Below are 14,479 nucleotides of genomic sequence, written 5' to 3' on the forward strand. Positions count from 1 at the left end.
TTCTATTCCTTGAAAGTAAATACTACAGCCGCCCCATCATAAGAGGGGGAAAAACTAAAATCGTCACGCAACTCATCTGCACTGCAAACCATAAATCTCCCTCCCATGGACTCAAGTACAAGCCTAGAGAAGTAGAGGCCTAATCCTGAGCCGCCTGCTTTCATAGTCATAAAAGGTTTTGCGATTGAGTCGGGGTTAAGTTGAAAACCCATGCCGTTGTCAATTACAGCCAGGGTGCCCTCTTTTAGTTCTTGATCCCAGGAGGAAAGAATTAAAATCGCTGCTGGATCAGATCGATTTTCCAGCTCTTTTCTATACCGTGACCAATAAATTGCATTATCAATTACGTTGCTAATAGCCCCGATTACGAGATTTAGTGGTCCTTTAACTTTGAAGTTTACGGCCTTGTCTTTATCGTTGGTCCAATCGGATAGCGTTACTTCGTGCCGTGGAAATCTATGCTCTTGCATTTTTATAACTCGAGTGGTGAGCTCGTTAATCGGCAAGGAGCGATTTTTTTCACGCTGTAGCAGGGGTTTGAATGTGTCCAGCAAACTTCTGAGATGGCGTACAGTACTTAAAATTATTTCCTTGTTTGAATTGCGTTCAAGTTGGCCGACGATATTGTCCACGCCATGAACCATCTCATGAAATGCTAGTCCAATATTCATATTTGCCATGCCTGAGCCAACCATTACCTGCTTAAAGCTTTCAAGTTCATTTTTTATCGAGGCAACCGCGGGTAGAATCTCTTGTTCGAGTTTGTGTTTCTTCGCGACTTTTATAATTTCTTCAAAAGCACTTTCAATTGGAGGTAATTTTTCTGTGTTTTTTATTGCTTTGTCTACTGCGTCTCGATCGGGTGCTAGCTCTCGTTCAAATTTATCAAATATACTTAAAGCGATCGCGCGCAGGTTGTCAAAAAAAACGTTTTCGTCGAATCCTTCGCGATTAGTTTTTTCCCTAAGTCCCGAACTTTTGTCTAAATCCAGGTCAATATACGAGACTATACTATTTGAGCCTAATTTTTTTCCGGGGGTGTTGATTCTGCGCGCATTTAGACGAAGCCAGTCATCCCCGGGCTCGCCATAGTTAAAAACTCGAACTTTATCGCGATAAACCCTGACGCCTGACTGACCCGCTAGCCAAGCTTTCATTTGTTGGCTGTCACCAAAAAGTCTGAGTATCTCAGGGCTTTGGTGAAAGGCATAAATACGACCTTTGATAGGCCCGATGTTTTTTAGAATGTCTGCTGTTATAAATATTTTTTGTTCTTTTTTTTGTTTTCCAGTCTTAGTATCTTCTCCTTTCTCGGGGAGCATATCTAGGCGCCCGGTATAACGTTTAAATCTACGCTGGAGTCCCTTGTATTTTGGAGGTTGGAAAAAATATGCCCATCTGAAAATGCCCTTTTCATCAAGGCGATAAGTCAGCTTCCACATCGCCCTATCAAGCATGTCTTCGACATCGGGGAGACCGCTAATTTCATCCTGTCTTCCAGGTATGTTTAGCTTTACGTTGAATGAGCCGACGCGATTAAATGGGTTGCTCAGAGATTTTACTAGGCGATACAGCTCTCTTATATCTCCGCGCTTCCAATCTGTAAGATATAGGTCTGATATTTTTATAAAAGTGCCGTGCCCACTTTTGAAGTGGGATGGAGAAGTCCGTTCAATGACCTCGACAGATAAAGTGTCATCAAGGTATTTTGAGCTGCCTATCAGGGCGTCCCAGTCAATATTGAACTCGTACTCTGAAGAACCTTCTTCTTTTGTAATGACCTGTAGTTTTCGGCCGAGTTTTTGTACTGCGAGGCGACCCACACCTTTCTCACCTAATGGAAGACGATTATAGACCTTGGAGCGAGCTCTGTTTTCTTTTGTGCGTTTTGAGTCTGTTCCTACTTCTAGCCATGCGCCAGTGATTACGGATAGATTCATGCCTGATCCGTTATCTTCAACTTTCACGCAGGGATCTGTGTCATTAAGCTCTATAGTGATAGAGACCTCGCTGGCATCAGCATCATAGGAGTTTTTTACAAGTTCGAATACAGCTAAGCGGTCATGTCCAATTAACTGATCACCCAGGAGTCGCAGGATATGAGATTGAACACGAAGAGGATGTTTGTTTGGCATGCTATTCCCTGAATTTCATTAATTCTTTGAGGAAATGCTTAAGTTTTTGGCCGATACGTACGCCGTCTGGACCGGTATGTGCAGTTCTGAATTAGGAAAGATGTCGTATTGCATAGCCATTGCATCCTTGCGATCGGAGAGTTAGTTTGTATTATGATGGCTTTTTGGCTTCCAGCAACCATTACGTAACGAAATTTAGATTTTTGGCTTGGCCCGTTCAGCGTTTCATATATGTTGACAAATACTTCCTCACGAGCATATGAGACTTTTTTCTGAAAATAAGAGGGGCATCAGATGTAAGGAGGTACAAAAAAGGCCGCCTAAAGGCAGCCTTTTTGTACTAACGGGATCAATCCCAGCTCAAAGCCCCACCCGTCTGATACTCAATCACCCGAGTCTCAAAGAAATTCTTCTCTTTCTTCAAGTCCATGATCTCGCTCATCCAAGGGAATGGATTCGTCGTCCCTGGATACTCTTCCTTCAACCCAATCTGCGACAAGCGACGGTTGGCGATGAACTTGAGGTAGTCCTCCATCATCGCCGCGTTCATGCCCAGCACGCCGCGAGGCATGGTGTCGCGGGCGTATTCGATCTCCAGTTGGGTCCCTTGCAGGATCATCTGGGTCGCTTCTTCCTTCATCTCGGCATCCCACAGGTGTGGGTTTTCGATTTTGATCTGGTTGATCACGTCGATGCCGAAGTTCAGGTGCATGGATTCGTCGCGCAGGATGTACTGGAACTGCTCGGCGACGCCGGTCATTTTGTTGCGGCGGCCCATGGAGAGGATCTGGGTGAAGCCGCAGTAGAAGAAGATGCCTTCCAGGACGCAGTAGTAAGCGATCAGGTTGCGCAGCAGCTCTTTGTCGGTGTCCGGGGTGCCGGTTTCGAACTTCGGATCGGAGATCGAACGGGTGTATTTCAGGCCCCAGGCGGCTTTTTTCGCGACCGATGGAATCTCGTGGTACATGTTGAAGATTTCGCCTTCATCCATGGCCAGCGATTCGATGCAGTACTGGTAGGCGTGGGTGTGGATCGCCTCTTCGAACGCCTGGCGCAGGATGTACTGGCGGCATTCCGGGTTGGTGATCAGGCGGTACACGGCCAGGACCAGGTTGTTGGCAACCAGGGAGTCGGCGGTGGAGAAGAAGCCCAGGTTGCGCATCACGATGCGGCGCTCGTCGTCGGTCAGGCCTTCCGGGGTTTTCCAGAGGGCGATGTCGGCGGTCATGTTGACTTCTTGCGGCATCCAGTGGTTTGCGCAGCCGTCCAGGTACTTCTGCCAGGCCCAGTCGTATTTGAATGGCACGAGCTGGTTGAGGTCGGCGCGGCAGTTGATCATGCGCTTTTCATCGACGGCGACACGGGCGGAGGCGCCTTCGAGTTCGGCGAGGCCTTCGGCAACGTCGAGTTTGTCGAGGGCGGCCTTGGCGCGAATGATCGCGGCCGAGTCGCTGGCCGTCACGGCCCGGGCTTCGAGGGCGGCGGCACCGCCGGCGCTGTCGAGGCGGTCCATGTTGGCTTCAGAAGCGTGGCCGGCGTTGGCGCCTTTTACAGCAACTTCGCCGTCTTCTTTGTCGAATTCGTCCCAGCTCAGCATGACGTGTCGTCTCCTGCGTGAGGGCCAGATGCCCAATGAAGGCCTACTGGCCGCGGTGGCTCTTGGAAAATCGTTTGTTGCAGCAGCTGACGCAGGCAATAAACAGAAAAATGTACGGGTCATTCCGGAGCGGCGGTGGGCGCGAGGAGGCGATTGGCCCCTGCGTCGGCTCCAGGCTGGCGTGATCCCCTGTAAGGGAATATTGCAGGCCCGTTTAAGGCGGCATTATAAGGACTTTTTTGCCTACGTGCTGCGGCGAAATAGCTCACAGAAGGGGTGGCGGGGGGGATATCCGCATGGGAGCGAGGGTTTACAAGGCTTTGGCCGTTGAAGATTTTTTTTGCAGGGTGCGGATCGCGATTTTTTTTGATCAAAAAACCAGCGTTTTTTGTAATTTTGCACTACATGTTGTGTTTGTTTAGGCTTTTCGGCGGTTACAGACACAACCTGGCCCGACCGAAATCGGGCCATGGAAGTTGCCAGTAATGATCAGTCGGTACGGGCCGAGTCGGTGTGATTACGGTTATCGGTGGCGACAGTCGCTGGGCGAGTGCTGTCCAGATCGTCGGTGGCGATCGTGGCTGAATCCGTCAAGTCGTGACGCTTGAGCGCTGCAGCGGAACCGGTGCGATCAAAGCCGTCGGCGGCGAAGGCATTGGCAGCCAGTACGGACAAGGTAAGGGCTACGATCAGTTTGCTTTTCATGAGGGGTGTTCCTGGTTCGATGACGTTGATCAGCCGTTGGAGCAGCCGTTACCCATGACGCTGTAGCGCAGGATGTGGCGTTGGCCGTTGGAGTCGTCGTATTCCATCTTCGCCGGGACCACTTCGCAGACATTCGGAATCTCGCTCATGGAGATGACTTTGGCGATATCCAAGTGGGTGGAGTAGGTGTATTCCTCGATCACCGGTTTTTGCTGTGCGACATCGGTCGGGGCCTCATCCGCCATCGCGGTGGCGCAAAGGCTGCCGAGGACCAGAACCCATAAAGCTTTCATCTGTATTTCACCTTTTTTGAGGTCGAATGGGGTCGCGCAACCTTTTTGGGGTTGCGTGTGGAGCTGATTTTGGAAGTTTGATCAACGGCCTTCGTGGGGGCTGTGTTGCGTCAATCGTGTTTGCCGGTTGGCGAAGTGGATTCTAGGAGCCGGGGGCGGGGGTAAACAGACTCGGTTTTGATAAACACTGTTGGTTGATCTGGTAATAATCGTCGTAGGAAGCGGTGGCTGTCTGTTACATCTGTATTGGATCTACCGCCGCCTTCGCGAGCAAGCCCGCTCCCACAGAGGATTTGCTGGGTGCGCAGGTTAGTACCGACATTTTGTAGGGACTTGTTACTACCATCGTCGAATGGTTCTATAGGCCCGCCCCGAGCTACAACGGAACCATACAAAAACAACTATTGTCACCGAGGTAAGAAAGATGAGTGCGGCTTCTGTGTATCCCGTTCGTCCCGAGGTAGCGGCCAACACGCTGACTGACGAGGCGACCTACAAGGCCATGTACCAGCAGTCGGTCGTCAACCCCGATGGCTTCTGGCGCGAGCAGGCCAAGCGCCTCGATTGGATCAAGCCTTTCACCACGGTGAAGCAGACGTCCTTCGACGATCACCATGTCGACATCAAGTGGTTCGCCGACGGCACCTTGAACGTTTCCTACAACTGCCTCGACCGTCACCTGGCCGAGCGCGGCGATCAAATCGCGATCATCTGGGAGGGCGATGACCCGTCCGAGAGCCGCAACATCACCTATCGCGAACTGCACGAAGAAGTCTGCAAGTTCGCCAACGCCCTGCGCGGTCAGGACGTGCACCGCGGCGACGTGGTGACAATCTACATGCCGATGATCCCTGAGGCCGTGGTCGCCATGTTGGCCTGTGCCCGCATCGGTGCGATCCACTCGGTGGTGTTCGGTGGTTTCTCCCCCGAAGCCCTGGCCGGCCGGATCATCGACTGCAAATCCAAAGTGGTGATCACTGCCGACGAAGGCATTCGTGCTGGCAAGAAGATCCCGCTCAAGGCCAACGTCGATGACGCGCTGACCAACCCGGAAACCAGCAGCATCCAGAAGGTCATCGTGTGCAAGCGCACGGCGGGCGACATCAAGTGGAACCAGCACCGTGACATCTGGTACGAAGACCTGATGAAGGTTGCCGGTACCGTCTGCGCACCGAAGGAAATGGGCGCCGAAGAAGCGCTGTTCATCCTTTACACCTCCGGTTCCACCGGCAAACCCAAGGGTGTGCAGCACACCACGGCTGGCTACTTGCTGTACGCGGCACTGACCCATGAGCGCGTGTTCGACTACAAGCCGGGCGAGGTCTACTGGTGCACCGCCGACGTGGGTTGGGTCACTGGCCACAGCTACATCGTCTACGGCCCGCTGGCCAACGGCGCGACCACGCTGCTGTTCGAAGGCGTGCCGAACTATCCGGATATCACGCGGGTGGCCAAGGTCGTCGACAAGCACAAGGTCAGCATTCTCTACACCGCGCCGACCGCGATCCGCGCGATGATGGCCTCGGGCACCGCCGCGGTCGAAGGCGCCGATGGCAGCAGCCTGCGCCTGTTGGGTTCGGTGGGCGAGCCGATCAACCCGGAAGCCTGGGACTGGTACTACAAGAATGTCGGCAAGGAACGTTGCCCGATCGTCGACACCTGGTGGCAGACCGAAACCGGTGGTGTGCTGATCAGCCCGCTGCCAGGCGCCACAGCGTTGAAGCCGGGTTCCGCTACTCGCCCATTCTTCGGTGTGGTGCCGGCGCTGGTGGACAACCTTGGCAACCTGATCGAAGGCGCTGCCGAAGGCAACCTGGTGATCCTCGATTCGTGGCCAGGCCAGGCGCGTACGCTGTACGGTGACCATGACCGTTTTGTCGACACTTACTTCAAGACCTTCAGTGGCATGTATTTCACCGGTGACGGCGCCCGTCGCGACGAGGACGGCTACTACTGGATCACCGGTCGGGTGGATGACGTGCTCAACGTATCCGGCCACCGCATGGGCACCGCCGAGATCGAAAGTGCCATGGTTGCCCACCCGAAAGTCGCCGAAGCGGCGGTGGTGGGTGTGCCGCACGACATCAAGGGGCAGGGCATCTACGTGTATGTCACCTTGAATGCCGGCGAAGAAACCAGCGAGGCTCTGCGCCTGGAGCTTAAAAACTGGGTGCGCAAGGAGATCGGTCCGATTGCTTCGCCGGACGTGATCCAATGGGCGCCAGGGCTGCCGAAAACCCGCTCCGGCAAGATCATGCGCCGCATCCTGCGCAAGATCGCCACGGCGGAGTACGACGGCTTGGGTGATATCTCCACCCTGGCCGACCCGGGTGTGGTGGCGCACCTGATCGAGACGCACAAGACCATGAACGTCGCCTGACGGTAGCGTGTAACACCGAAAAGCCCCGCTCGGCGTTTGCCGGGCGGGGCTTTTTTTGTAAGCGTGTGGCGCTCACTTTTGTGGCGGGTTTGGTGGATGAATAAATATCGGCGTTTAAAGTAGGAGGTGTCTGAACGTTACCGACGTTTCGAAATGTGTAACCAAAGGCGCCATAACGGGGCGATGTGAAACGCGAAGCCCCGTCACAGGGCGGTTCGAGGCCTCTCTGAAAATAAGCCGACACGCTGTGCTTGCCGGATTAGAAGGGTTTGCCAATAATGGGCCCGCTATTTGCAGTATAGATCGGTTTACCTTCTTTTGCTCTTGCATGAATTTGCAAGACTGTCAATGTGCTCGAACAGCTTTCTCGGTGCTTCTGTAATTTGTTGTCGCATTGAAGAAATATCGGCTTCGGGCCTGTCGTTAGAATGCCGATCACTCGCTCGTCGTGGCCTGCGTTGAATAAAATGCGCGCTTGTCGGACGCAGCACCAAAGTTCGTTCCACCCATTCGCATATTGGGCTGTTGCTCACTCTGCCGTTTTCGCCCTTTACCGATGGAGTCCCAAGATGAAGAAACTTGTGCTGCTTGGCGCCCTTGCACTGTCCGTGCTGTCCCTGCCGACCTTCGCTGATGAGAAGCCCCTGAAAATCGGTATCGAAGCCGCTTACCCTCCGTTTGCTTCCAAGGCTCCGGACGGCAGCATCGTCGGTTTCGACTACGACATCGGCAATGCGCTGTGTGAAGAGATGAAGGTCAAGTGCGTGTGGGTCGAGCAAGAATTCGACGGCCTGATCCCGGCGCTGAAGGTGCGCAAGATCGACGCGATCCTTTCCTCCATGTCGATCACTGAAGACCGCAAGAAGTCTGTTGATTTCACCAACAAGTACTACAACACCCCAGCCCGTCTGGTGATGAAGGCCGGCACCCAGGTCAGCGAAGGCCTGGCCGAGCTCAAGGGCAAGAACATCGGCGTGCAGCGCGGTTCGATCCACGAGCGTTTCGCCCGTGAAGTCCTGGCTCCACTGGGTGCCGAGATCAAGCCGTACGGCTCGCAGAACGAAATCTACCTGGATGTCTCCGCCGGCCGCCTCGACGGCACCGTGGCGGACGCTACGCTGTTGGATGACGGCTTCTTGAAGACCGATGCTGGCAAAGGCTTCGCATTTGTAGGTCCAGCCTTTACCGATGAGAAATATTTCGGCGACGGCATCGGCATCGCGGTTCGCAAGAATGATGCGCTGAAAGACAAGATCAACACGGCAATTGCCGCCATTCGCGAGAACGGCAAGTACAAGCAAATCCAGGACAAGTACTTCGCCTTCGATATCTACGGCAAGTAACCACGTCCCGCCACTCGTGTGAAATGGCGCAAGCAACAGGATCTCTGCGGTTTGCGCCATTTTTTCATCCCACTTTCGAGGACCTGAATCATGTTGAAAGGCTACGGGGCTGTCATCCTCGATGGCGCATGGTTGACGCTTCAGCTCGCCTTGTCGTCCATGGCCCTGGCCATCGTCCTGGGGTTGATCGGCGTCGCCTTGCGCCTCTCGCCGGTGCGCTGGCTGGCGTGGCTGGGCGACCTGTATTCCACGGTCATCCGCGGCATTCCCGACCTGGTGCTGATCCTGCTGATCTTCTACGGCGGCCAGGACCTGCTCAACCGCGTCGCGCCGATGCTCGGCTATGACGACTACATCGACCTGAACCCGCTGGCGGCCGGCATCGGCACCCTGGGATTCATCTTCGGTGCGTACCTGTCGGAAACCTTTCGCGGTGCATTCATGGCGATCCCCAAGGGCCAGGCGGAGGCGGGCATGGCGTATGGCATGAGCGGCTTCCAGGTGTTCTTCCGGGTGTTGGTGCCGCAGATGATTCGCCTGGCGATTCCGGGCTTCACCAACAACTGGCTGGTGTTGACCAAGGCCACCGCGCTGATTTCCGTGGTGGGCCTGCAAGACATGATGTTCAAGGCCAAGCAGGCGGCGGATGCCACTCGCGAACCTTTCACCTTCTTCCTCGCAGTGGCGGCGATGTACCTGGTGATCACCAGTGTCTCGTTGCTGGCGTTGCGTCACCTTGAGAAGCGCTACTCGGTAGGCGTAAGGGCGGCTGATCTATGATCTTCGACTACAACGTCATCTATGAAGCCTTGCCGCTGTACTTCAGTGGCTTGCTGACCACCCTGAAGCTGTTGGCCCTGTCGCTGTTCTTCGGCCTGCTGGCGGCGCTGCCCCTGGGGCTGATGCGGGTGTCGAAGCAGCCGATCGTCAACATGACGGCCTGGCTCTACACCTACGTGATCCGCGGCACGCCGATGCTGGTGCAGCTGTTCCTGATCTATTACGGGTTGGCGCAGTTCGAGGCTGTGCGCGAAAGCTTCCTCTGGCCGTGGTTGTCCAGCGCGACGTTCTGTGCGTGCCTGGCGTTCGCCATCAACACCAGCGCCTACACCGCCGAAATCATCGCCGGCAGTCTGCGGGCCACGCCCAATGGCGAGATCGAGGCGGCCAAGGCCATGGGCATGTCGCGCTACAAGCTGTATCGCCGGATCCTGCTGCCATCGGCCCTGCGCCGGGCACTGCCGCAATACAGCAACGAAGTGATCATGATGCTGCAGACCACCAGTCTCGCCTCCATCGTGACCTTGATCGACATCACCGGTGCCGCGCGTACGGTGAATGCGCAGTACTACTTGCCGTTCGAGGCCTACATCACGGCCGGCGTTTTCTACCTGTGCCTGACCTTCATCCTGGTGCGCCTGTTCAAGCTGGCCGAGCGCCGCTGGCTGGGTTACCTGGCCCCGCGCAAGCACTGATAACGCATCGATCCGATCGACTGCACAACGACTGACGTTTTGTGAGAACCGACCGCATGTACAAGCTTGAAGTCCAAGACCTGCATAAACGCTATGGCAGTCACGAAGTGCTCAAGGGTGTGTCCCTGAAAGCCGCCGCTGGCGATGTGATCAGCATCATCGGCTCCAGTGGCTCCGGCAAGAGTACTTTCCTGCGTTGCATCAACCTGCTTGAGCAACCCCATGCCGGCAAGATCCTGCTCAACAACGAAGAGCTGAAGCTGGTGGCGGGCAAGGATGGCGCCATGAAGGCCTCGGACCCCAAGCAGCTGCAGCGCATGCGTTCGCGGTTGTCGATGGTGTTCCAGCATTTCAATCTGTGGTCGCACATGACTGCGCTGGAAAACGTCATCGAAGCACCCGTCCATGTGCTGGGTGTGGCCAAGGCTGAAGCGCGGGAGAAGGCCGAGCACTACCTGAACAAAGTTGGCGTGGCCCATCGCAAGGACGCCTATCCTGGACACATGTCCGGCGGCGAGCAGCAGCGGGTGGCAATCGCCCGTGCGCTGGCGATGGAGCCTGAGGTGATGCTGTTCGACGAACCGACCTCGGCGCTGGATCCGGAATTGGTCGGCGACGTGCTCAAGGTGATGCAGGCCCTGGCGTTGGAAGGCCGGACCATGGTGGTGGTGACTCACGAAATGGGCTTTGCCCGTGAAGTGTCGAACCAGTTGGTGTTCTTGCACAAAGGCATCGTCGAAGAAAGCGGCAACCCGCGCGAAGTGCTGGTCAACCCGCAATCGGAGCGTTTGCAGCAATTCCTGTCGGGCAGCCTCAAGTAATCTCGCTCCCGTTACGCAACTGATTTGGATCATGCTGCGCGCCATGCGCCAGATGGTCTAATTTGGTTGCAGCCGCTTTTGGCTTTAACACTGTTTTCGCTTCGGATTGCCCGCCATGACTGCCCATCGAATAGGTTTCCTGATTTGGCCCAGCACTAAAGCCTTGACGCTGGCGCTGGCCGAGGAGGCCTTGCGTGTCGCTCAGCGAGTGCATCCGGACGTGGTCTACGAGCTGTCGTTCTTGCAAGCCGAGCCACCCGCCGAGGGCGCCTGGCAGTTACCCGGTGAATCCTGGGTCGGCAAGCTCGAGGGTTTGCAGAAGCTGTTCCTGCTGGCCGACGAGCCGCCGACCACGCTGGCCTCGCCACTGAGCAGCGCGCTCAAGCAGTTGGTGCGCGCCGGTTGTGTCATCGGTGGTTTGTCCGCCGGCGTCTATCCCCTGGCCCAGTTGGGCTTGCTCGACGGTTATCGGGCTGCGGTGCACTGGCGCTGGCAGGACGATTTTTCCGAGCGTTTTCCCAAGGTCATCGCCACCAGTCATCTGTTTGATTGGGATCGTGATCGGCTGAGTGCCTGCGGCGGCATGTCGGTGCTGGACCTTTTGTTGGCGGTGCTGGCGCGAGATCACGGTGCGGAATTGGCCGGCGCGGTGTCGGAAGAGCTGGTGGTCGAGCGCATTCGCGAAGGTGGCGAGCGCCAGCGCATCCCGCTGCAGAACCGTCTCGGTTCCAGCCATCCGAAGCTCACCCAGGCTGTTCTCTTGATGGAAGCCAACATCGAGGAGCCGCTGACCACTGACGAAATTGCCCAGCATGTGTGCGTCTCCCGTCGGCAGTTGGAGCGGATTTTCAAGCAGTACCTCAATCGTGTGCCTAGCCAGTATTACCTGGAGCTGCGCCTGAACAAGGCCCGCCAGATGCTGATGCAGACCAGCAAATCCATCATCCAGATCGGCCTGTCCTGCGGTTTCTCTTCCGGTCCTCATTTTTCCAGCGCATACCGCAACTTCTTCGGCGCCACGCCTCGGGAAGATCGCAACCAGCGGCGCAGCAGTAGTCCGTTCGAATTGTCCTCGGTGCCGTCCGAGCGCGGCTGAGGCAAATCTTCAGTCCAGCGCCTCAAGTCCTGCGACACCGTTTAAACTGCGCCTTTGCGACGCTATTTGTCGCATTGCCGTAAACCCGCGAAAAACGTGGGTTGGCGCTATAAGAAGTTGTCGCTTGGCGGCAAGGCCGGGCTGAAAACTGTCCTTACAATCCTTACCAAGCCCGCCAGTTCCAGGCGGGTGTTCCTCATCAGGAGACTCCGATGTCCGTTGAGCAAGCCGCGGTACAACGCGCCGATTTCGACCAGGTTATGGTTCCCAACTATGCACCTGCTGCCTTCATTCCTGTGCGTGGTGCCGGTTCCCGCGTATGGGACCAATCCGGTCGCGAACTGATCGACTTTGCTGGCGGTATCGCAGTCAACGTACTGGGCCATGCCCACCCGGCGCTGGTCGGCGCACTGACCGAACAGGCCAACAAGCTGTGGCACGTCTCCAACGTCTTCACCAACGAACCGGCCCTGCGCCTGGCTCACAAACTGGTCAACGCGACCTTTGCCGAGCGTGCGTTCTTCTGCAACTCCGGCGCCGAGGCCAACGAGGCCGCCTTCAAGCTGGCCCGTCGCGTTGCGTTCGATCGTTTCGGCAGCGAAAAATACGAAATCATCGCCGCGCTCAACAGTTTCCACGGCCGTACGCTGTTCACCGTCAACGTCGGCGGGCAATCGAAGTACTCCGACGGTTTCGGGCCTAAAATCACCGGCATCACCCACGTTCCTTATAACGATCTGGCTGCTTTGAAAGCCGCCATTTCCGACAAGACCTGCGCCGTGGTGCTGGAACCGATCCAGGGCGAGGGCGGTGTACTGCCGGCCGAGCTGGCTTACCTGCAAGGCGCCCGTGACCTGTGCGATGCCCACGATGCGCTGTTGGTATTCGACGAAGTGCAGACCGGCATGGGCCGTAGCGGCCACCTGTTCGCCTACATGCATTACGGCGTTGTCCCTGACATCCTCACCAGCGCCAAGAGCTTGGGCGGTGGTTTCCCGATCGCGGCGATGCTCACTACCGAAGCGCTGGCCAAGCACCTGGTTGTCGGCACCCACGGCACCACCTACGGCGGCAACCCGCTGGCCTGCGCGGTGGCCGAAGCGGTGATCGATGTGGTCAATACCCCTGAAGTGCTCCGTGGCGTCAAAACCAAGCACGACAAATTCAAAGCGCGCCTGGAACAGATCGGCGAGAAATACGGCCTGTTCACCCAGGTGCGTGGTTTGGGCCTGCTGATCGGTTGCGTGCTGAACGACGCCTGGAAAGGCAAGGCCAAGGACATCTTCAACGCCGCCGAGCAGGAAGGCCTGATGATCTTGCAAGCCGGCCCGGACGTGATTCGCTTCGCCCCGAGCCTGGTGGTGGAAGACGCCGACATCGACGAAGGCCTGGATCGCTTCGAGCGGGCTGCGGCGAAGTTGACCCAAGCCTGAGGCTGACCCGGACCCCCTGTGGGAGCGAGCAAGCTCGCTCCCACAGGGGTCTTGCAGTGGCTGAAAAATCGAAGACCGCCGCAGATGCAATGCGGGCCTGGGTGTTCGTTTAGTTTTTTTCTGTGTATCGACTCTTTGGTCGAACCGTTTATTTCAAGTTAAGGAGTGACACCATGCTGGTGATGCGCCCCGCGCAAATGGCTGATCTGGGCGAGGTACAGCGTCTGGCTGCGGACAGTCCGATCGGTGTCACCTCCTTGCCGGATGACGTGGAACGCCTGAGCGACAAGATCGCCGCAAGCGAAGCCTCGTTTGCCGCTGAAGTCAGCTTCAACGGCGAAGAGAGCTATTTCTTCGTCCTCGAAGACACCGCGACCGGCAAGCTGGCCGGCTGTTCGGCGATTGTCGCTTCGGCCGGTTACTCCGAACCGTTCTACAGCTTTCGCAACGAGACCTTCGTTCACGCCTCCCGCGAGCTGAAGATCCACAACAAGATCCACGTACTCTCTCAGTGCCACGACTTGACCGGCAACAGCCTGTTGACCAGTTTCTACGTGGTGCCGGAATTGGTGGGGTCGCCGTGGTCGGAGCTCAATTCACGCGGGCGGCTGCTGTTTGTCGCCAGCCACCCGGAGCGATTCGCCGATTCGGTGGTGACCGAGATCGTCGGCTACAGCGACGAGAATGGTGACTCGCCGTTCTGGGACGCTATCGGTCGCAACTTCTTCGACCTCAACTACGCGGCGGCCGAGCGTCTGTGCGGGCTGAAAAGCCGGACCTTCCTCGCCGAGCTGATGCCGCATTACCCGATCTACGTGCCGCTGTTGCCGGATGCCGCCCAAGAAGCCATGGGCCAGGTCCACCCGCGTGCGCAGATCACCTTCGACATCCTGATGCGCGAGGGCTTCGAGACCGATCACTACATCGACATCTTCGACGGCGGCCCGACCCTGCATGCCCGTGTCTCGGGGATCCGCTCGATCGCCCAGAGCCGCGTGGTGCCGGTCAAGATCGGTGAACCGGTCAAGGGTGCCGGTCGGCAATACCTGGTGGCCAATGCCCAATTGCAGGATTACCGCGCCGTGCTGCTCGAACTCGACTACGCGCCAGGCAAACCTGTAACCCTGGACATGGAAGCAGCCGAAGCCTTGGGCGTTGGCGAAGGTGCGAGTGTGCGCCTGGTAGCGGTTTAACGCCTTAC

12 protein-coding genes are annotated in these 14,479 nt (G+C 56.6%); 8 read left to right on the forward strand and 4 right to left on the reverse strand.

Features of this window, described 5'->3' with window-relative positions; all coding sequences use genetic code 11:
• Positions 1-2: 2 nt before the first annotated feature.
• From J3P79_RS06820 to J3P79_RS06835, 4 genes are all read right to left on the reverse strand, one after another.
• Positions 3-2,135 carry an ATP-binding protein gene (locus J3P79_RS06820; protein ID WP_434609201.1) on the reverse strand — a complete coding sequence of 711 codons (2,133 nt, stop codon included), beginning with the start codon at positions 2,133-2,135 and terminating at the stop codon, positions 3-5.
• A gap of 349 nt (positions 2,136-2,484) precedes the next feature.
• Positions 2,485-3,732, reverse strand: a complete 1,248-nt coding sequence (locus J3P79_RS06825) for a ribonucleotide-diphosphate reductase subunit beta (protein ID WP_025215114.1) — start codon at positions 3,730-3,732, stop codon at positions 2,485-2,487.
• A gap of 489 nt (positions 3,733-4,221) precedes the next feature.
• A complete protein-coding gene (locus J3P79_RS06830; protein ID WP_434609202.1) occupies positions 4,222-4,437 on the reverse strand; it encodes a hypothetical protein in 216 nt (71 codons plus the stop codon).
• A gap of 29 nt (positions 4,438-4,466) precedes the next feature.
• Entirely contained in the window at positions 4,467-4,730 is a 264-nt protein-coding gene (locus J3P79_RS06835) for a DUF2790 domain-containing protein (protein WP_434609204.1), read from the reverse strand.
• Between the two features lie 424 nt (positions 4,731-5,154).
• Between J3P79_RS06835 and acs the strand changes: the two genes are divergently transcribed.
• The 8 genes from acs to aruF all read left to right on the forward strand — a co-directional run bounded on the left by acs (position 5,155) and on the right by aruF (position 14,471).
• Positions 5,155-7,110: an acetate--CoA ligase gene (gene acs / locus J3P79_RS06840; protein ID WP_434609205.1), complete on the forward strand. Its 1,956-nt coding sequence runs from the start codon at positions 5,155-5,157 to the stop codon at positions 7,108-7,110.
• A gap of 569 nt (positions 7,111-7,679) precedes the next feature.
• Complete coding sequence (locus J3P79_RS06845; RefSeq protein ID WP_434609207.1) at positions 7,680-8,453, forward strand: ABC transporter substrate-binding protein; 774 nt, start codon at positions 7,680-7,682, stop codon at positions 8,451-8,453.
• A 90-nt stretch (positions 8,454-8,543) separates the two neighbouring features.
• Complete coding sequence (locus J3P79_RS06850) at positions 8,544-9,233, forward strand: ABC transporter permease (RefSeq protein ID WP_025215109.1); 690 nt, start codon at positions 8,544-8,546, stop codon at positions 9,231-9,233.
• Positions 9,230-9,928 carry an ABC transporter permease gene (locus J3P79_RS06855; RefSeq protein ID WP_186635882.1) on the forward strand — a complete coding sequence of 233 codons (699 nt, stop codon included), beginning with the start codon at positions 9,230-9,232 and terminating at the stop codon, positions 9,926-9,928. Before J3P79_RS06850 ends, J3P79_RS06855 begins: the two co-directional genes overlap by 4 nt.
• Before the next feature lie 56 nt (positions 9,929-9,984).
• Positions 9,985-10,749, forward strand: coding sequence for an ABC transporter ATP-binding protein (locus J3P79_RS06860; protein ID WP_434609209.1), 765 nt, complete (start codon positions 9,985-9,987; stop codon positions 10,747-10,749).
• A 115-nt stretch (positions 10,750-10,864) separates the two neighbouring features.
• On the forward strand, positions 10,865-11,845 hold the full coding sequence (locus tag J3P79_RS06865; protein WP_264430580.1) for a GlxA family transcriptional regulator: 981 nt from the start codon (positions 10,865-10,867) through the stop codon (positions 11,843-11,845).
• Positions 11,846-12,057: 212 nt separating this feature from the next.
• The gene (locus J3P79_RS06870; protein ID WP_434609211.1) at positions 12,058-13,278 is read left to right on the forward strand and encodes an aspartate aminotransferase family protein; all 1,221 of its coding nucleotides are present in this window, start codon (positions 12,058-12,060) and stop codon (positions 13,276-13,278) included.
• Positions 13,279-13,451: 173 nt separating this feature from the next.
• Positions 13,452-14,471: an arginine/ornithine succinyltransferase subunit alpha gene (gene aruF / locus J3P79_RS06875; RefSeq protein WP_003178851.1), complete on the forward strand. Its 1,020-nt coding sequence runs from the start codon at positions 13,452-13,454 to the stop codon at positions 14,469-14,471.
• Positions 14,472-14,479 lie beyond the last annotated feature (8 nt).

This window comes from Pseudomonas sp. R1-7, assembly GCF_051132105.1.
In the GTDB taxonomy this organism is placed as follows: Bacteria; Pseudomonadota; Gammaproteobacteria; order Pseudomonadales; family Pseudomonadaceae; genus Aquipseudomonas.

Excerpts from the sequence above, each read along its gene's own strand:
- J3P79_RS06820 (WP_434609201.1), bottom strand. The coding sequence starts at position 2,135 with ATGCCAAACAAACATCCTCTTCGTGTTCAATCTCATATCCTGCGACTC.
- J3P79_RS06825 (WP_025215114.1), bottom strand. The coding sequence starts at position 3,732 with ATGCTGAGCTGGGACGAATTCGACAAAGAAGACGGCGAAGTTGCTGTA.
- J3P79_RS06830 (WP_434609202.1), bottom strand. The coding sequence starts at position 4,437 with ATGAAAAGCAAACTGATCGTAGCCCTTACCTTGTCCGTACTGGCTGCC.
- J3P79_RS06835 (WP_434609204.1), bottom strand. The coding sequence starts at position 4,730 with ATGAAAGCTTTATGGGTTCTGGTCCTCGGCAGCCTTTGCGCCACCGCG.
- acs (WP_434609205.1), top strand. The coding sequence starts at position 5,155 with ATGAGTGCGGCTTCTGTGTATCCCGTTCGTCCCGAGGTAGCGGCCAAC.
- J3P79_RS06845 (WP_434609207.1), top strand. The coding sequence starts at position 7,680 with ATGAAGAAACTTGTGCTGCTTGGCGCCCTTGCACTGTCCGTGCTGTCC.
- J3P79_RS06850 (WP_025215109.1), top strand. The coding sequence starts at position 8,544 with ATGTTGAAAGGCTACGGGGCTGTCATCCTCGATGGCGCATGGTTGACG.
- J3P79_RS06855 (WP_186635882.1), top strand. The coding sequence starts at position 9,230 with ATGATCTTCGACTACAACGTCATCTATGAAGCCTTGCCGCTGTACTTC.
- J3P79_RS06860 (WP_434609209.1), top strand. The coding sequence starts at position 9,985 with ATGTACAAGCTTGAAGTCCAAGACCTGCATAAACGCTATGGCAGTCAC.
- J3P79_RS06865 (WP_264430580.1), top strand. The coding sequence starts at position 10,865 with ATGACTGCCCATCGAATAGGTTTCCTGATTTGGCCCAGCACTAAAGCC.
- J3P79_RS06870 (WP_434609211.1), top strand. The coding sequence starts at position 12,058 with ATGTCCGTTGAGCAAGCCGCGGTACAACGCGCCGATTTCGACCAGGTT.
- aruF (WP_003178851.1), top strand. The coding sequence starts at position 13,452 with ATGCTGGTGATGCGCCCCGCGCAAATGGCTGATCTGGGCGAGGTACAG.